The following is a 16,973-nucleotide window of genomic DNA, read 5'->3' as shown; positions in this document are numbered from 1 at the left end:
CCAGTCGATTACAGCGAGAACGACCGCATCCTCAACAGCGAGCTGCGTGAGCGCGCCCTGGCGGTGTAAGCCCTGACGCCCTGATCGCTGTAAGGCGGCACCCACAGGTATCTCACGATCCTGTAGGTGCCGTCGGGTGGTGCATAGCAACCACTTTACGCCTCTTGCAATTGATCATTCTCAGGTTCTCTACTCATGGAGAACACGAGAACATGACTATTGGTTCAACACACAACCATCCTGCCGATCTGGCCATCGACCCGTTACTGCCCACGCAGCCGTGGGCCGCGCGTTTCCCTAACCCCCCGGATCTCGGCATCGACTACCGCCGTCTTATCGAACAAAAGGGAGGCGTCGCAAGCGCCACACAACCCGATCACCGAATTTGTATCGTCGGTACCGGACTTACCGGGTTGCTTCGACACAGTTCAATGGTGGCTTTACCCTCGAGTACTACCCCCACTATCAGGTCGGGAAATAACGGCGTACGGGCCATTTTGTAGGGGGAGTCCTACTGCCATTGTGTGATTTTCCTTTGGTCCCATAGGACTCTCCTGACTGTCGCTCCCCGACCCAACATCGCTTTACTGGCGTCCTTCCAAAACAACCACAAAAAGGAAGCCGCCATGTCTGAATCCTGTTCCCCCGTCAGCCCCGTACGTATCGCTGTCATCCAGTACGACCCTCAGGTCGGTCTCGAGCACTGTGAGAGCAACGTGAGCAGAGGCCTGGCATTGGCCCGGCGCGCAGCACGCGAAGGTGCCAACCTGATCGTACTGCCGGAACTGGCCAACACGGGCTACACCTTCAACTCCCGTGCCGAAGCCTATTCCCATGCGCAGGTGCTGCAGGACGGCCCTTGCCTGAAAACCTGGGCCGACTTCGCCAGGCAATACCAGGTATACCTGGCTGCGGGGTTTGCCGAACGCGACGGGCTGAAGCTTTACGACAGTGCTGTCCTGTTTGGCCCCGAAGGCCTGCTTGGGCATTACCGCAAAGCGCATCTGTGGAACCAGGAAAAGCTCTGGTTCACCCCCGGTGACCTGGGGTTCCCGGTATTCGAGACGCCTATCGGCCGTATCGGCCTGCTGATCTGCTGGGACATCTGGTTCCCGGAAGTACCACGGGTGATGGCCGCGCAAGGTGCCGACATCATCTGCAGCCTCAACAACTGGGTATGGACCCCGCCGCCGTTGTTCGATGATGCAGGGCGCTGCATGGCCTCGTACCTGACCATGACGGCAGCGCATGTCAACAACGTTTATATCGCCGCCGCGAACCGTGTTGGCAGCGAGCGGGGCGGGCGCTTCCTGGGCTGCTCGCTGATCGCCGGTACCCATGGCTGGCCGATCGGCGAGGTGGGCAGTGCAGAAGCCGAGGAGATTATCTATGCCGATGTCGATTTGAGCAGTGCACGCTCGGCACCGATCTGGAACAGCCTCAACGACCTGCCAAGAGACCGGCGCACCGACCTCTACGATGCCACCCTTGGCTATCGCTTGCATGCACCTATGCCACGTTGAGGAGTTGCGAATGAACACGCTCTTCTTCTCACGACAGCAGCATTGGCTTGTGTTCATGTTCGGCTGCCTGCTGGTGTTTTTCGCTGCAAGCCTTGCCCATGGCCAATGGCTGGATTATGCACAGAGGGTGGCGACGCTCGATGAGCCGCTCAGCCGCTTGCGCTGGATTATTGGTGATATCAGTGAAGTGGCATTCTACAAGCACGAACTACCCGCGCTGGGCTTGCTGCTGGGCGCGTGCCTGGCGCACTGGGCGCAGGTGCGAGGGTACCGCTGGCAGGGCTTTGCCATTTGCTATGGCAGCGGATTATGGCCATGGGTGTTTACCAGCTCGCTCTTGGGCTTGCTGCTCAGCCATGCGTTGTGGGGATGGACCTTGGCCAGTGGCATCTGGCAACCAACGTTCGTTGCCTTCGTGTCATTGCCGGCAGCCATGGTCTTGCTTTTTGGTGCGGGCTGGCGGGTGACGATCACGGGGGCGCTACTGGGGGCTCTACTGGTAACACCGGCCAGCCTGCTGATGGTCAATTACCTGTGTTATCCCCTGCAGTTGCCAGTGGTAGTGGGCAATGTGAGTGGCATGGCTGTGGCAAGCGTCGTGGCCTTCATCCTGTGCAAGCGCTTTCCTTCATGGGTACGCCAATGCGGTGAACCCACCGTCGTGGCGCCGGTTGTCAATCAGCCTGACTACGGTGCGGTCTGGACTTTGCGGCGCGTTCTGGCCGACTTCAGCGAAGCCCCCTTCTTTGGTAATGAGCTGGCCAGCCTCGGGCTATTGCTGGGTGTGTTGCTGGCTTACCTGTTGAGCCCGGCTGCACTGTCATACGGTTCTATGTTGGTGATGCAGATAGTGGCCGGCCAGGCCCTGGCATCCCTGGTTGGGGTTGTATGCTGGCGTGGACAGTGGAAAGCCCGTGGGTGGTACCCTACCTACATTCCGATTGTGTCGATCGTCCCGGCCGCGGTGTTGGCACATGGCGGCAGCTGGCAAGTGGTGGTGGCCAGTGCAGTGTTGGGTGCCCTGGTGGCTCCGCCGCTGGCAGTGGCGATCACTCAGCGGTTGCCGGCCTATGTGCATGGCTACATCGGCAATGTGGTGTCGATGGCCATCTGCACGCTTGGCATTGTGCCGATAGTCGGGTTGATTGTGGGGGGAGAAGCATGAGCGAACATTCGAGCCTGCCCAGGCTGTCGATCGCCACTCTGGGCGGCACGGTCAGTATGCGGCTGGGTGCTGTCGGGGATGGTGTGACGCCAAGCCTGGATTGTGAGCGGCAACTGCTTCAGGTTCCACAATTGCGCGAGATGGCGCAGTTGAACGTTGCTTCATTGTGCCTGCTCCCCAGTGCATCGCTGGGCTTCGAGACGTTGCTGGAGGTGCTGGCATGGGCCCGGGGCGAGGTGGAGCGCGGAGCTCAGGCCTTGGTATTGAGCCAAGGGACCGACAGCCTTGAGGAAACGGCCTATTTCCTGGATCTGCTCTGGCCATTCGATGCGCCATTGGTGATGACCGGTGCCATGCGCTCGGCGAGTCAGCCGGGCAATGATGGGCCGGCCAACTTGTTGGCTGCGGCTCAGGTTGCATTGGCACAAGACAGCCGTGGGCGAGGTGTGCTTGTGGTCATGAATGATCAGGTCCACTGCGCGGCAAGGGTGCGCAAGACGGCCAGCCTGGCGATGGCGGCATTCGAGTCGCCCGGATGTGGCCCGTTGGGCGACGTTGTGGAGGGTGTTGTGTTGTATCGCCATCCGCCCGGGCGACGGGAAGTGTTGCCGTTACCGTATCGCACCGACCAGCGCGTTGCCCTGCTGGAAGCCTGCCTGGACGCAGACACGGCGCTGCTGCGGGCGGTGGCCACATTGGGTTATGAGGGGTTGGTCATCGCCGGTTTCGGTGCTGGGCATGTTTCCGCCGGTTGGTCCGAAGTGCTGGAGCACCTGGCGCCCCGCTTGCCGGTAATGGTTGCTACGCGCACAGGTAGAGGGCCTACAGCCCGGGCAACCTACGGGTTTGCTGGTGCAGAGATCGACCTGCAGAAAAAAGGCGTCTACATGGCTGGGCAACTCTGCCCGCGCAAATGCCGCATCTTGCTGTGGCTGCTGATAGGCACCGACCGGCAACATGAGCTGCAGGCTTGGTTGCAGCCCTGAACCATCTGCCCGCGCGGTCGTTCGCGCGGGCAGCCCTTCCGGCGTTGCTGTGCTAGGGTGCACACACTTTTGCTTCCCAGGATTCTTACCCATGCTCCCCGTACTCAGCGAAAAAGAACTCGACCGCCTCGAAGACCTGCTGATCACCTATGGCAATGACTACTCGGTGCTGAACCTGGCCGAGCTCAATGGCTTTTTCGTCGCACTCGCCAGTTCGCCGATCACTGTCCTCCCCGAGCAATGGCTGCCGGCGGTAGCGGGTGGCAAAGTACCGAAGTTCAAGAAGCCCGCGCATGAGGAGGCCTACACGGCATTGATGCTGCGTTATGCCAGCCAGGTGGCAGAAGAGCTGAGCAATGGTGTCGACCAGTTCGAGCCGTTGTTCGAGGAAAGCGAGGGCGAACAGGGCACTGTGATCGTGATGGAGGAGTGGTGTTTCGGCTACATGCGCGGTACCCAGGTGGCCGGTTGGGGCGAGTTGCCACCGGAGCAGGCCCCGCTGCTCAAGGCCATTTCGCTACATGGGCTGGAGGATAATTTCGAGCTGCTGGACCAGATGAGCGAAGAGGATATCCAGGCCTGTGTGCCGCAGGTGGTCGAGGCTGCGCGTGGGCTGTACCGACATTTCAAAAAGCTGCACTGATCGGATCGTTGGCTAGCGCTCACCTGCAGGCACCGGCGCAAGTGTTTGGAAACCATTATTCCGCCCAGCGAAATTATGGTTTCCCCTACGCACTGATTCTGCTGCCAGCCGATCCAGTGCAGCATGTGCTCCATCAGCCCCATCCCGGCGCTGACCAGGAGCCAAGCCCATGTCGAACCCGATCAAGCTCTACAACTTCCCCAAGTCTGGCCATGCCCATCGCATCGAGTTGATGCTCTCGCTACTGAACCTGCCAACCGAGCTGGTCTTCGTCGACCTGGCCAAAGGTGCGCACAAGCAGCCGGACTTCCTCGCCCTCAACCCGTTCGGCCAGGTTCCGGTCATCGATGACAACGGCACAGTGATTGCCGACTCCAACGCCATCCTCGTCTACCTGGCCAAAAAGTATGACAACGGCGCGTGGCTGCCCGAAGAACCTGCCGCCGCCGCCCGTGTGCAACGCTGGTTATCGGTCGCTGCCGGCCCGCTGGCCTTTGGCCCGGCAGCCGCCCGCCTGGTTACGGTGTTCGGCGCTTCATTCAATACCGACGAAGTGATTGCCCGTGCCCACACCTTGCTCAAGGTGATCGATGCCGAGTTGGCCAAGACGCCATTCCTGGCGGGTAGCACACCTACTATCGCGGACATTGCCAACTACTCGTACATCGCTCACGCCCCCGAAGGCAACGTGTCGCTGGAACCCTATGCCAATGTGCGCAACTGGCTGGCGCGGATCGAGGCGCTGCCGCGTTTCGTCCCCATGCCGCGCACCGTGATCGGGCTGCAAACCCACGCCTGACACCCGCCATCGTGAGGAACGCCGCCATGCAACAATCCCCTGATCACCGCCCCTCGCCCTGGCATGCGGGTGAAAAGACCCTGCAGGAAAAGGTCGGTGTAGCAGAACGCATGGAGGCGTTCGGGCAAAAGGTCATTCGCGACCACATGCCCGACCAGCATCGGACGTTCTATCACCAGTTACCGTTCATGGTCGCCGCCAGTGTGGATGCCCAGGGTCGGCCTTGGGCCACGCTGCTGGAAGGGCCAGAAGGGTTCGTAAGCTCGCCTGACCCTCGTATGCTGACGATCCACACCACGTTGCCAGCAGATGACCCCGCCACCCCCGGGTTGGCAGCCGGGCAGGCGGTCGGCCTGCTGGGGATCGAACTGCACACCCGTCGGCGCAATCGCATCAACGGGCAGATCCGCCACGCTGCCCAAGGGCAACTGCAAGTGGCCGTAGAGCAGGCGTTTGGCAACTGTCCGCAGTACATCCAGTTGCGCGACTACACCCGCGTCACCGAACCCGCCCTTGGGCGCATCGATGCGACAACACTGGATACCTCAACCGTCAGCATGATCCAGGCCGCCGATACCTTCTTCGTTGCCAGCTATGTCGAGCATGCTGACGGCCAGCGTTCGGTAGATGTCTCTCACCGTGGTGGCCGGCCAGGGTTCATCAAGGTCGAAGGCAATCGGCTGACGATTCCCGACTATGCAGGCAATCTGCATTTCAACACCTTGGGCAACCTGGTGGTCAACCCGCGGGCCGGCTTGCTGTTCATCGACTTCAAAAATGGCAATGTGTTGCAACTGTACGGGCGTGCCGAGGTGCTGCTGGACAGCCCGGCCATCCAGGCCTTTGAAGGCGCTGAGCGGTTGTGGACACTGCAGGTCGAGCAGGTGGTGTGGCGTCCGGCAGCCGTTGCCCTGCGCTGGGCTTTCAAGGAGTACGCGCCGACCAGTCTGATGACCGGTACCTGGGCCGAGGCCGATGCGCGCCTGGAGCAGCGGCAACAACAGCGCCAATGGCTGGCCTGGCGGGTGCTGCGGGTGGAGCAGGAAAGCCGCGACATCCGCTCGTTCTATCTCGAACCACCGGCAGGCTGCCGTGTGGCCTTTGCCCCTGGCCAGCATCTGCCTGTGCAAGTGCCGCGTGATGGCGAGTCGGCGCTGATCCGCACCTACAGCCTTTCAAGTGCCCCCGACGATGGATTCTTGCGCATCAGCGTCAAAGCCCAGGGCCCGGCTTCGCGGTATCTGCATGAGCGCGTTGTGGCCGGCGATGTGTTGAATGTGCGGCCGCCGATGGGCAGCTTCACGCTTGACCAGCAAAGCACGCGCCCGTTGGTGCTGATCGGCGCGGGCGTGGGCATCACGCCGTTGCTGGCCATGCTGCGTCAGCAGTTGAGGACAGGGCAGGCCCGGCGCATTCATCTGTTCCATGGCGCACGCAGCCTGGCCGACTTGCCGTTCCAGCAGGAACTGGCGACCTTGCGGCAACAGGCTGGCGATCTACTGCATGTACACCGCGCCCTAAGCCAGCCTGAAGGGCACGCGCAGATCGGTCGTGATTACGAGTTCGCCGGCCGGTTGGGTATCGAACAGGTCAAGGCAACGCTGGCGTTGGACGACTACGATTTCTACCTGTGTGGCCCGGGCAGCTTCACCCAGCAGCTCTACGAAGGGCTGCGTGGGGTGCATGTGCCGGATGCGCGGATTCACGCCGAAGCGTTTGGCCCGTCGACGTTGCGGCGGCACACCGACGCAGACCAGCCAATCTTGCAACAGCCGCCTGCCGCCGACGAACCAGTGCCGGTGTATTTTGCTGCGTCGGCCAAGGAGGCTCGCTGGGTACCCGGTAGCGGCACCTTGCTGGAACTGGCCGAGGCGCGTGGGCTGGCCCCGGAGTTCAGTTGCCGGGGTGGTTCGTGTGGTACCTGCAAGACCCGGCTGGTGAGCGGCCAGGTGCATTATCCAAATCCGCCGGCAGAGTTGCCGGAAGCAGGATCGGTGCTGATCTGTTGTGCTGTGCCGGCGAAAGTGGAGGAGGGGATGAGGGCGTTGGTGCTGGATGTCTGATTCAAGCCAGTCGTAGGAGCGGGCTTGCCCGCGAAGAGGCCGGTACAGCTAACACCACGCATCCAGATGAAAGATAATCCCCACGCCTCTTAACTTTCAGGAGCCCGCATGGACCAGATCCACCTGATGAAGGTATTCGTCGCTGTCGGCGAGCTGGAAAGCTTCGCCGCGGCTGCCCGCCGTCTGGACATTTCTGCGGCCGCCGTCACCCGCGCCGTCAGCGCCCTGGAAGAGCAGCTCGGGGTCAAGCTGTTGCTGCGCACGACTCGCAGCGTGCGTCTGACCGAGGCCGGCGGCCGCTATCTGGAAGACACCCGGCACATCCTCGCCAGTATCCACGAGGCCAACGAAGCCGCTGCCGGCATCAATGCGACTCCCAGGGGCGACCTGGCAGTGACCGCGCCGATCCTGTTCGGCAAGAAGTTCGTAATGCCGTGCATCGTCCGTTACCTGCAGCAGTACCCGGAAGTCGACGTTTCCGCGTTCTTTCTCGACCGCGTGGTGAACATGGTCGAGGAGGGCATGGACGTGGCCGTGCGCATCGGGCCGTTGCCCGACTCCGGGTTGAAGGCGCTGCGGGTGGGCAGGGTGCGGCGCATGTTGTGTGCCTCGCCCGACTACCTGGCGCGCCATGGTGTGCCGAAGCATCCGTCGGACCTGGCCGGGCATGCGATAATCGGCACCACCAATCTGTCGCCACGTGCGGGTTGGCGCTTCGGAGTGACCGACGAGCCGACCTTGGTGCGCATGAAGCCGCGGCTGACGGTCACCAGCAATGACGGGGCAATCGCAGCTGCCAGCGGCGGGCTGGGGATTGCCCGGCTGCTGTCGTACCAGGTGGCAGACGAACTGGCCAGCGGGCAGTTACAGGTGCTGCTGGCCGAGTACGAAGAGGCGCCCTGGCCCATTCATGTGCTGCACCGCGAAAGCAAGTACGGGTCGGCCAAGGTCAGGGCCTTTATCGACATGCTGGCGCAAGGATTGCGCGATCAGCAGCTGGATTAACGTCGTACAGCGGGTCGAAAAGGATGCCAGACAATGTTCGATATCGTGCCGGCCCTTTTTCAGGCAACCCGCTCACAACGCCCGATACTGCATCCTGAACCCCAGGTTCATTGCCTCCCCCCGGTGCAGCAACCGCAACCCTGGTCGCCCTGGCAGGTGGTGCGCATTGATGGGGTGGCTAACAGGCTCAAAGCAGAAAAAACCTTGCCCCTGCGGGCAATACAGCAAGAAGTGTTCGGCCCCATTGGCACTGCACGCCAATCGATAACCCGCGCTGGGCTGTTCGATCACACACTCCCCTGGCCAGCCACTGAAGGCGTGATCAACCACCGTCTCAGGCAAACGCTCCATGGCATTGAAACGCCATTGCTCCGGCACCTCGGCCTGGTACGAAGGCAACCGCCCATTCTCGGCCAGCCACACCTTGCGCGCCGATGCGTACAACTTGGTATCGGGATACCGCGGAAAGTAAGGGTGCAGCCCCAACCCGTACCAGTTGGCCGACTCATCCAGATGGGTTACATGCAGGTCCAGGTTCAGGCACCCCTCATGCAGATGCACATCCAGCGTGGCCCGGTAAGCAAACGGCACAGCACTGTCTAGCGTCAGCCGTGCTCGCCGTTCACTGTGATGCTCCACCTGCCAGGCCTGCTGCCAGGCACTGCCATGGATCGGGTAAGGGTCATGCCCGGTATTGGGTGCCAGTGCCTGCCACCCCTCGGGTCGGGCAAAGCCACCCTCGCCAATGCGGTTGGACCAAGGCGCCAGTGGGTAGCAGGCGAGGCGTCGTGGCGTACCACTTTCCAGTGCGGCCAGGTCGGAATGGCGCAGCAGCGCTTGCCCGGTCGCTTTCACTTCCCAGTTGACCAGGCTGGCGCCCAACTCCGGAGCCAGGCTCAGGCGGGTCAGGCGGTCCTGCAGGCGCAGTTCGGTCAAAGACATTCAAGGCTCCATTTAAATGAATGATCAATTGGCCCGACGGTAGGTGAGCAGCACGATGCCGCACACCACCACCGCGCCGCCGAGTAATTGCAGGGTGCCGAGTTGCTGGTCGAGCAAGGCCCAGCCCAGCAGTAGCGTGGCGATGGGTTCGACGTTCATCACGGGTGCGTTCTGCGCCATGTTCAGCCTTGGCACACAAACGAACAGCAAGGTGAAGGCCAAGCCATACAGCACTACCAGGCTGGCCAAGGCCGCCCAGCCACTGCTGCTGCCTGGCAGTGACAAACCGGACGGCATCACGCCGCTTGCGCCTGCAACCAACATGCTGGAGAACACGATCAGTAAAGTCAGCAGGCTGCGCACGGGGCCGCGCACGCTGGCCAGTTTATGGTCGGTGATCCACAAGGCGCAGGCAAAGGCACAGGCGGCGCCGAAGGCCAGGCTGACCCCTGGCACCCAGTGCGGGTTGGCCGCAGCGCTGTCGGCCAGGCGTGCCGGCACATCCAGCGCCAGCACCAGGCCGCACAGGATCAGGCCCATGAACAGCACGGTGCGGCCCGTGGGGCGTGCGCCGCCCAGCGCCCAGGTGAGCAGCGCCAGCAGCATCGGGAAGGTGTTGCCCACCAGCAGCGCCAAAGCCACTGGAATACGCGCCACCGCCGAGTACAGGCACAGGCTCTGGGTGGCAATCAGCAGGCCGAGCAGCAGCTGCCACCGGCGCGCACCAGCGGGCAGGGCCAGGGCCTGGCCTTGCCACAGCAGCAGCCCGGCCAGTACCAGGAAGGTGATGCCAGAGCGGCAGAGGATGGCCAGCAGCACGCCGGTGCCGTCATCGAAGGCGATGCGCGCGGCGATGTGGTTGCCGGCGAATGAACAGGCCAGCAGGGCGAGCAAGGCGATGGCCAGTTTGCGGGGGAAAAGCGGTACAGCCGAGGAGGGGACAGCCATGTGCAGGATCCATTTGCAAGAGCCCAGGGGCCGCCAAGCGGCCCCCGGTCATAATTACAGCACCACGCTAGGCAGCCACAGCGAGATCGCTGGAATGTAAGTCACTGCCATGAGCACCAGGAACAGCGCCAGGTAGAACGGCATCAGCGCCTTCACCGTCGACTCGATACTCACCTTGCCGATGGCCGAGCCGACAAACAACACCGCTCCCACCGGCGGGGTGATCAGCCCGATACCCAGGTTCACCAACATGATCATGCCAAAGTGCACCGGGTCCACGCCGATACCGGTAATCACCGGCAGCAGGATCGGCGTAAGGATCAGGATCAGCGGCGCCATGTCCATCACCGTGCCCAGCAGCATCAGCATGAAGTTGATGCACATCAGGATCACGTAGCGGTTGTCCGACAGGGTCAGGAACGCCGTGGTGATCTTCGACGGGATCTGCATCAGCGTCATTACGTAGCCGAAGCTGGCGGCAAAGCCGATCAGGATCATCACGATGGAGATGGTCCGTACTGTGCGGTGCATCAGCTTGGGCAGGTCGCGCCACTTGTAGTCGCGGTAGATGAACATGGTCACGAAGAACGACCACACCACCGCCACGGCTGCCGATTCGGTGGCGGTGAACACCCCCGACAGGATACCGCCGAGTATGATGACCATGGCCATCAGGCCCCACAGCGCCTCACCGGCAATTTTCAGCGCCTGGCGCAGCGGGATCACTTCGCCCTTGGGGTAGTTGCGCTTCTTGGCGAACAACAGGCACAGGCCCATCATCACCGCGCTCAGCAGCAGGCCGGGCATCACCCCCGCCATGAACAGCGAGGCGATCGACACCGTACCGCCCGCCGCCAGCGAGTACAGCACCGAGTTGTGGCTAGGCGGGGTCAGTAACGCCTGCACCGAACCGCTGACGGTTACGGCGGTGGAGAACTCGCGCGGGTAACCCTTGCGTTCCATCTCCGGGATCAGCACCGAGCCCACCGAGGCGGTATCGGCTACCGACGAGCCGGAAATCGCGCCAAAGAAGGTCGAGGCCATGATGTTGACCAGCGACAGCCCGCCACGCACGAAGCCCACCAGCACCCCGGCAAAGGCCACCAGCCGACGCGACATGCCGCCTTCGGCCATGATCGCGCCGGCCAGCACGAAGAATGGAATTGCCAGCAGCGAGAACTTGTTAACCCCACTGGCCACCTGGATCATCATCGCCTGCAGCGGGATGTCGATCCACCAGGCGCCGATAAGTGCCGACAGGCCCAGAGCGTAGGCTACCGGCATGCCGATCAGAATCAGCACGATGAAACTGCCCAACAGAATGAACGCTTCCATTTACGCAGCTCCTTCGTTTTCTTCGACCAGATCAAAGCGCACGACCTTGCGGTTGCTCTGATCGCCCAGCAGGAGTTTTTCCAGGACGAACACCAGCGTCAGCACGCCGCCGACCGGGATCGGCGCGTAAGTCATGCCGACCCGCACCCCGGGCAGCGAGGCCAGCGACTGGTTCCAGGTGGTGATGCACAGCCGGGTGCCGTAATAGGTCATGAACACGCACACCACGATCATCAGCAGTTGTACCAGCAGGGCGACCAGCTGGCGCTGCAGCGGCGGCAACCGGTCGGTAATCATCCCCACCGCCATATGCGCCCCGGCGCGATAGCTGGCGGCGGCACCAACGAAGGTGAATACCACCATCAGCAGGATCGAGACTGGCTCTGGCCAGCTGGAGCCGGTGCCCAGCACGTAGCGGGCGAAGATGCCCCACGGGATGATCAGCGTCATGGCCAGGATCGACAGGCCCGCGATCCAGATGCAACTGCGGTACAGCGTGTCGTTCACGCTCAGGAAAAGCGATTTCATAGGCATCACCAAAGCGGCAGGGCGGCGGCGGCCGCACTGCCGAGGTCGTCTTGGAAGGGGCTGGTATTACTGGACGGCGTCGATACGCTTCATCAGATCGGCGTACTGCGCGCCGTACTTCTCGCGTACCGAGGCGGTGGCGTCATAGAACGGCTTCTTGTCGACGGTTATGAACTCGACACCGGCGGCCTTGAGCTTCTCTTCGCTGGCGGCAGACTTGGCGTCCCACAGCGCGCGTTCTTCCATCTGTGCTTCGCGCGCGACCTTTTTCACCAATGCCTGCTGTTCCGGACTGAGCTTGTTCCAGGTGGTCTTGGACATCACCACCGGCTCCGGCAGGATCAGGTGGCCGGTCAGGGTGTAGTACTTGGCGCTCTGGAAATGGTTGTGCTCAAGCAAGGTCGGCGGGTTGTTCTCGGCGCCGTCGATCACGCCGGTTTGCAGGGCACTGAAGATTTCCCCAGTGTCCATGGCGATGCCGTTGCCGCCCATGGCATTCATCATGTCGATGAACAGCGGGTTGCCTTGTACGCGAATCTTCATGCCCTTGAGGTCTTCCAGGCTGCGCACCGGCTTTTTGGTGTAGATGCTGCGCGAGCCGCCATCCATCCAGGCCAGGGCCACCAGGTTGAAATCGGAATTGGTGATCTTGTCGAGGATTTCCTGGCCGATCTCGCCGTCGATGATCTTGCGCATGTGATCATGGTCGCGGAACACGAACGGCATGTTGAATACGTTCACATCCGGTACGACCGGGCCGACGATCCCTAAGCTGACACGGGTCATTTGCACGGCCCCGATCTGTGCCTGTTCGATCACTTCCTTCTCAGAGCCCAGAACGCCGCCGGCGAACATCTTGAAGGTGATTTCACCATTGCTGGCATCTTCCAGCTTTTTACCCATGTTCTGTTCGGCGACCACGGTCGGATACCCGGCCGGGTGAATCTCGGCGAACTTGATATCCAGTGCCGAGGCGGGCATGGCCACGCTGAAGGCGAACGGGAGTACGGCAAGAAGCAGCTTGCGTTTGAACGTCATGATGAAACTCCGTGGTTTTTATTATCTGGTTTCGTGGGTGCAAGTGTGGGTGTGGCAAGGGGCGTCAGCCCCGGTAGGCAGGTTCCTCCAGGCCCTTGGTGCCAGGATCGAGGGCAAATACCCCGCCAGCCAGGGGCTGGTCGCTGAGGTCGATGCCCGTGGGGCGGATCGAAGTGACGTACAGAATGTCCAGGCTGGCGCCGCCAAAGGCGCACATTGCCGGCTTTTTCACCGGCACGCTGAGTGATCGGTCGAGGCGACCGTCGGGGGTAAAACGGTGGATCTGCCCGGCGTCGTTGCCGCAGATCCAGTAGCAGCCGTCCTGGTCGATGGCGGCGCCATCCGGGCGGCCGGGGTAATTGCGCATGTCGACGAACAGCTGCTTGCCGTGCGGTGTACCGCTGTCGATGTCGTAGTCGAAAGCCCATACCTTCTGCACGTTGGGGTGCGAGTCGGACAGGTACATGCGCTTGCCGTCGGGGCTGAACGCCAGGCCGTTGGGCACGATCATGCCGTCCTGTTGCAGGTACAGCTGGCCTTCGCCGTCATGCCGGTACAGCGCGCCCACGTGGGCACCTTGCTGCATGTCCAGCAGCATGGTCCCGGCCCAGAAGCGGCCCTGACGGTCGCAGCGGCCATCGTTGAAGCGCATGCCGGCCTGGGCGTGCTGCACGTTGCTGAGCAGCCGACTGTCCAGGCTGCCGTCCGCCTTGGCCTGGAGCTGGAAGATGCCGCTTTCCATACCCGCAACCCAGCCCTGACCGCTGCGGGCGATGCAGGCCAGCATCTCGTCGCCCTGCCAGCACTGGTGTTTGCCATCGGCTGCTTGCCAGCGATGCAATTGGCGAGCGGGAATGTCTACCCAGTACAGGGCCTGTTCACTGGGGTGCCACACAGGGCTTTCGCCGGTACCGTTGCGGGCGTCGACGATCAGTTCGCAGTTCATGGCCGTGCCTCCTGGCGAGGGGTCAGTTGAACGGGCCGGCCACGGCGAAAGCGCCGCCCTGGTAGACCATGCTCGGGTCATCGGCGGCGGGTGCCGGTTGGGCCTCCACGGCAGCGCGGAAGGTTTCGGAGCTGTCCTTGGGTACATAGCCCAGGTGCGCGGCATGGCGGTTGTCCCACCACACGGTGCGATTGTCGGAGGCGCCGTAGACGATGGTGTGGCCAACCCCGGGGGTGAACAGCCCGCGTTCGATCAACTGCACCAGGTCGTCGTAACTGAGCCAGGTGCAGAGCATGCGCAGGTTCTGTGGCTGGGGGAACGACGAGCCGATGCGAATGCTGACGGTCTCGATGCTGTAGCGGTCAAAGTAGAAGCTGGCCACATCTTCGCCGTAGCACTTGGACAGCCCGTAATAGCTGTCGGGACGGCGCGGCGCGTGAGCGTCGATGCGCTCATCCTGGCGATAGAAACCGATGGTGTGGTTGGAGCTGGCGAAGATGATGCGCTTGACCCCGTGCTTGCGCGCCGCCTCGTACACGTGGAACACGCCGCAGATATTGGGGCCGAGAATCTCTTCGAAGGCGTGTTCGGTAGAAACCCCGCCAAAGTGGATGATGGCGTCGACGCCCTCGACCAGGGCATGCACCGCAGCCTTGTCGGCCAGGTCACAGGTGATGACTTCCTCATGCGGGCCAGCAGCAGGCGCCATGGGGCTGATGTCGGAAAGGCGCAGGACCTCGGCGTAGCCTTTCAGGCGTTCGCGAAGTACCTTGCCCAGGCCGCCTGCGGCTCCGGTGAGCAGCAGGCGATTGAAGGGGGTAGTGGTCATGGCCGGCTCTTGTTGTTAGTTGTTGTAGGTTGTCGTATGACTTGGGTGATTATTGGCGGTGGTTCTGTGTGTTGTCAATGAGGCTTGGGCGGCTTTTGCCGGCCTTTTCGCGGGTAAGAAAAGGCGAAAGGCCTGCGCGGTCGCCCGTAGGAGCGGGTTTACCCGCGAAGAGGCCGGCCCTGCTGGCCAATCTCCACCCGCCGCTCACCGTCTCCGCCGCCACCGTATTCGCGGGTAAATCCGCAGGTCATGATCAGAGCAACGACAATGGGTAGTTGAAGATCAACCGGTTCTCATCAAACTCGTTATTGCTGTAATCCCGGCGAATCGACGAGTTACGCCATTTCACGCTCAAATCCTTGAACGCCCCGCTCTGGATCACATACGCAAGCTCCGTTTCACGCCCCCACTCCTTGCCATCGGTCACGCCCCCGCTGTGCACATCGCGCCCGCTGATGTAGCGGTTCATCAGGGTCAACCCCGGTACCCCGACGGTGACGAAGTTGAAGTCATGGCGCACCTGCCACGAACGCTCGTTGGCATTGTCGAAGCTGGAGTTGTAGCTGTCGTTGGCCAAGGTCCCGCCACTGGTGCCGTTCACCCGCATCCAGGTATCACCATCGACTTTCTGCAGCCCCACCCAGAAGGTGTTGCCGCCGTACTTGGCCGAGAACATCCCCGAGTAGGTCTTGTTGTCCAGCTGCCCGGCGCGTTCGGAGCCGTCCTCGTCGCCATGGAAGTAGCCCAGGTTCGCACCCAGGGTCCAGTCACCCACCGGCTGGCTGTGGCTCAGTTGCAGGTATTGCTGCTGGTACACGTCCTTCAGCACCGCATTCCAAAGCCCCACCAGCGTGCGGTCCTGGTTGAACTTGTACTCCCCGCCAACGAAGTTGAAACGGTCCGACACACCGCCGCCGTAGCTCATGTCTTCCATGCTCGCGTCGTTACGCGGGCTGTTGCCGCGGAACTGGCCGCCGTACAGGGTCAGCCCTGCGATTTCGTTGGAGGTAACCTGCCCGCCACGGAATGTTTGCGGCAACGAACGCCCGTCGTCCGAACGCAGAATCGGCAGCACCGGCATCCATTCACCGATCTTCAGTTCGGTCTTGGAAATACGCGCCTTGCCCGCCACCGCCAGGCGCCCGTAATCGTCGGCTGGCCGGCCATCGTCATGGCGAGGCAGCAACGCCGTGCCATAGGTACCGCCACCGCCGTCGAGTTTGACCGACCACAGCCCCAGCACATCCACGCCGAAGCCGATTGGCCCTTCGGTGAACCCCGAGCGGGCATCGAGAATGAAGCTTTGCGTCCACTCCTCGGCCTTGTTCTGTGGGTTGCTGGGGTTGGTGAAGTTGCGGTTGATGTAGAAGTTGCGCAGCCCGAGGGTGGCCTTGCTGTCCTCGACAAATCCCGCTGCCAGGCTGGTGCCCGGCAGGCCGGCGATAACCCCGGCGCCAAGCAGGGCGAAGGGTAGGGTGTGGCAGATTTTCATTATTGTTGTGCTCCCTAAGGGTGTGGCAGCCCGTCCACCGGGCACGCGCAAGCGGCCTGCGGCAGGGGCGGGTAGATAACGGGCCGGTCAGGGCCAGGGGTGAATGCGTGGTAACCGGGCGCTACGTACTGGCAGGCGTACGCGAGCTGTCCGGGGGAAGAGGGGTGTGCAACAGGTGCGGGTGCAGCGGGATGGGTGTCGACATGGGTTCGTCCGCGAATTGTTGTTTTTGTTATGTGTTGTCGTACAACTGTGGGCGATTATTAGCAAGGGGGAGGAGGGCTGTCAACGGCTGATCGCAGAGCAAATAGGGTACTAGACGCCAAAAACTGAGCGGCAGAGGCTCTACCCTGAACGCGCTGCAGACATACTACAACTGCCTTGCACCATGCCACGCACGTACGGGATCTACTGGTAGGAGCGGGCTTGCCCGCGAACACGGATAAAGCCCGTGCCATCCACCCCATTGGCTGCCTCGCGCCGCAAACCGGGGACAGGGTTACAAATCAAATCGGAACAGCGGTGGCCCTATCCCCGAGCCTGCGCTATCTTCAGATCTGGCCTCGCCCTTGACCACGTAGACTGGCATGTCCAGTCCCGGCATCCTTGCTGGTGCCGTACCCCTCCTGTCGGCAGGGGCGAGGCCTCTTCATTTGAAGGGAATGTTGCTGTGGTCACTTTTCGTAACTGACGTCAGGACCCTTGGGGAAAATCATAAAAAAAGGCTGCCA

The 16,973-nt window shown here is 62.1% G+C and carries 15 protein-coding genes; 7 read left to right on the top strand and 8 right to left on the bottom strand.

Features of this window, described 5'->3' with window-relative positions:
• Positions 1-626 precede the first annotated feature (626 nt).
• From FQ668_RS22340 to FQ668_RS22310, 7 genes are all read left to right on the top strand, one after another.
• Complete coding sequence (locus tag FQ668_RS22340; RefSeq protein WP_019438852.1) at positions 627-1,523, top strand: nitrilase family protein; 897 nt, start codon at positions 627-629, stop codon at positions 1,521-1,523.
• Between the two features lie 10 nt (positions 1,524-1,533).
• Positions 1,534-2,688 carry a hypothetical protein gene (locus tag FQ668_RS22335; RefSeq protein ID WP_019438851.1) on the top strand — a complete coding sequence of 385 codons (1,155 nt, stop codon included), beginning with the start codon at positions 1,534-1,536 and terminating at the stop codon, positions 2,686-2,688.
• On the top strand, positions 2,685-3,674 hold the full coding sequence (locus FQ668_RS22330) for an asparaginase (protein WP_019438850.1): 990 nt from the start codon (positions 2,685-2,687) through the stop codon (positions 3,672-3,674). Before FQ668_RS22335 ends, FQ668_RS22330 begins: the two co-directional genes overlap by 4 nt.
• Positions 3,675-3,765: 91 nt before the next feature.
• Positions 3,766-4,317: a UPF0149 family protein gene (locus FQ668_RS22325; RefSeq protein ID WP_019438849.1), complete on the top strand. Its 552-nt coding sequence runs from the start codon at positions 3,766-3,768 to the stop codon at positions 4,315-4,317.
• A 169-nt stretch (positions 4,318-4,486) separates the two neighbouring features.
• Positions 4,487-5,116, top strand: a complete 630-nt coding sequence (locus FQ668_RS22320; protein ID WP_014589965.1) for a glutathione S-transferase family protein — start codon at positions 4,487-4,489, stop codon at positions 5,114-5,116.
• Positions 5,117-5,142: 26 nt separating this feature from the next.
• Positions 5,143-7,179 carry a pyridoxamine 5'-phosphate oxidase family protein gene (locus FQ668_RS22315; RefSeq protein ID WP_053868183.1) on the top strand — a complete coding sequence of 679 codons (2,037 nt, stop codon included), beginning with the start codon at positions 5,143-5,145 and terminating at the stop codon, positions 7,177-7,179.
• Positions 7,180-7,287: 108 nt separating this feature from the next.
• A complete protein-coding gene (locus FQ668_RS22310; RefSeq protein ID WP_014589967.1) occupies positions 7,288-8,184 on the top strand; it encodes a LysR family transcriptional regulator in 897 nt (298 codons plus the stop codon).
• 72 nt (positions 8,185-8,256) lie between these two features.
• Here the strand turns inward: FQ668_RS22310 and FQ668_RS22305 are convergent, their stop codons facing one another.
• The 8 genes from FQ668_RS22305 to FQ668_RS22270 form a co-directional block, all read right to left on the bottom strand.
• Positions 8,257-9,126: an aldose 1-epimerase gene (locus FQ668_RS22305; RefSeq protein WP_019438847.1), complete on the bottom strand. Its 870-nt coding sequence runs from the start codon at positions 9,124-9,126 to the stop codon at positions 8,257-8,259.
• A 24-nt stretch (positions 9,127-9,150) separates the two neighbouring features.
• Positions 9,151-10,074, bottom strand: coding sequence for an EamA family transporter (locus FQ668_RS22300; RefSeq protein WP_014589969.1), 924 nt, complete (start codon positions 10,072-10,074; stop codon positions 9,151-9,153).
• A gap of 54 nt (positions 10,075-10,128) precedes the next feature.
• Entirely contained in the window at positions 10,129-11,409 is a 1,281-nt protein-coding gene (locus FQ668_RS22295; protein WP_014589970.1) for a TRAP transporter large permease, read from the bottom strand.
• On the bottom strand, positions 11,410-11,937 hold the full coding sequence (locus FQ668_RS22290) for a TRAP transporter small permease (RefSeq protein WP_003254832.1): 528 nt from the start codon (positions 11,935-11,937) through the stop codon (positions 11,410-11,412).
• Positions 11,938-12,003: 66 nt separating this feature from the next.
• Positions 12,004-12,975, bottom strand: a complete 972-nt coding sequence (locus FQ668_RS22285) for a TRAP transporter substrate-binding protein (protein WP_010952323.1) — start codon at positions 12,973-12,975, stop codon at positions 12,004-12,006.
• Positions 12,976-13,039: 64 nt separating this feature from the next.
• On the bottom strand, positions 13,040-13,921 hold the full coding sequence (locus FQ668_RS22280) for an SMP-30/gluconolactonase/LRE family protein (RefSeq protein WP_014589972.1): 882 nt from the start codon (positions 13,919-13,921) through the stop codon (positions 13,040-13,042).
• A 22-nt stretch (positions 13,922-13,943) separates the two neighbouring features.
• Positions 13,944-14,750 (bottom strand): NAD(P)-dependent oxidoreductase, encoded by an 807-nt coding sequence (locus FQ668_RS22275; protein ID WP_014589973.1) that lies wholly within the window; start codon positions 14,748-14,750, stop codon positions 13,944-13,946.
• 253 nt (positions 14,751-15,003) lie between these two features.
• The gene (locus FQ668_RS22270; protein ID WP_019438845.1) at positions 15,004-16,242 is read right to left on the bottom strand and encodes an OprD family porin; all 1,239 of its coding nucleotides are present in this window, start codon (positions 16,240-16,242) and stop codon (positions 15,004-15,006) included.
• Between the last annotated feature and the right edge of the window lie 731 nt (positions 16,243-16,973).

It is taken from the genome of Pseudomonas sp. Kh14 (genome assembly GCF_900291005.1).
GTDB lineage: Bacteria > Pseudomonadota > Gammaproteobacteria > Pseudomonadales > Pseudomonadaceae > Aquipseudomonas > Aquipseudomonas alloputida.
This window is presented reverse-complemented; position numbering and strand designations above follow the sequence as displayed.

What these genes read in the sequence shown, in the direction of transcription:
- FQ668_RS22340 (WP_019438852.1), top strand. Translation starts at nt 627, where the DNA reads ATGTCTGAATCCTGTTCCCCCGTCAGCCCCGTACGTATCGCTGTCATC.
- FQ668_RS22335 (WP_019438851.1), top strand. Translation starts at nt 1,534, where the DNA reads ATGAACACGCTCTTCTTCTCACGACAGCAGCATTGGCTTGTGTTCATG.
- FQ668_RS22330 (WP_019438850.1), top strand. Translation starts at nt 2,685, where the DNA reads ATGAGCGAACATTCGAGCCTGCCCAGGCTGTCGATCGCCACTCTGGGC.
- FQ668_RS22325 (WP_019438849.1), top strand. Translation starts at nt 3,766, where the DNA reads ATGCTCCCCGTACTCAGCGAAAAAGAACTCGACCGCCTCGAAGACCTG.
- FQ668_RS22320 (WP_014589965.1), top strand. Translation starts at nt 4,487, where the DNA reads ATGTCGAACCCGATCAAGCTCTACAACTTCCCCAAGTCTGGCCATGCC.
- FQ668_RS22315 (WP_053868183.1), top strand. Translation starts at nt 5,143, where the DNA reads ATGCAACAATCCCCTGATCACCGCCCCTCGCCCTGGCATGCGGGTGAA.
- FQ668_RS22310 (WP_014589967.1), top strand. Translation starts at nt 7,288, where the DNA reads ATGGACCAGATCCACCTGATGAAGGTATTCGTCGCTGTCGGCGAGCTG.
- FQ668_RS22305 (WP_019438847.1), bottom strand. Translation starts at nt 9,126, where the DNA reads ATGTCTTTGACCGAACTGCGCCTGCAGGACCGCCTGACCCGCCTGAGC.
- FQ668_RS22300 (WP_014589969.1), bottom strand. Translation starts at nt 10,074, where the DNA reads ATGGCTGTCCCCTCCTCGGCTGTACCGCTTTTCCCCCGCAAACTGGCC.
- FQ668_RS22295 (WP_014589970.1), bottom strand. Translation starts at nt 11,409, where the DNA reads ATGGAAGCGTTCATTCTGTTGGGCAGTTTCATCGTGCTGATTCTGATC.
- FQ668_RS22290 (WP_003254832.1), bottom strand. Translation starts at nt 11,937, where the DNA reads ATGAAATCGCTTTTCCTGAGCGTGAACGACACGCTGTACCGCAGTTGC.
- FQ668_RS22285 (WP_010952323.1), bottom strand. Translation starts at nt 12,975, where the DNA reads ATGACGTTCAAACGCAAGCTGCTTCTTGCCGTACTCCCGTTCGCCTTC.
- FQ668_RS22280 (WP_014589972.1), bottom strand. Translation starts at nt 13,921, where the DNA reads ATGAACTGCGAACTGATCGTCGACGCCCGCAACGGTACCGGCGAAAGC.
- FQ668_RS22275 (WP_014589973.1), bottom strand. Translation starts at nt 14,750, where the DNA reads ATGACCACTACCCCCTTCAATCGCCTGCTGCTCACCGGAGCCGCAGGC.
- FQ668_RS22270 (WP_019438845.1), bottom strand. Translation starts at nt 16,242, where the DNA reads ATGAAAATCTGCCACACCCTACCCTTCGCCCTGCTTGGCGCCGGGGTT.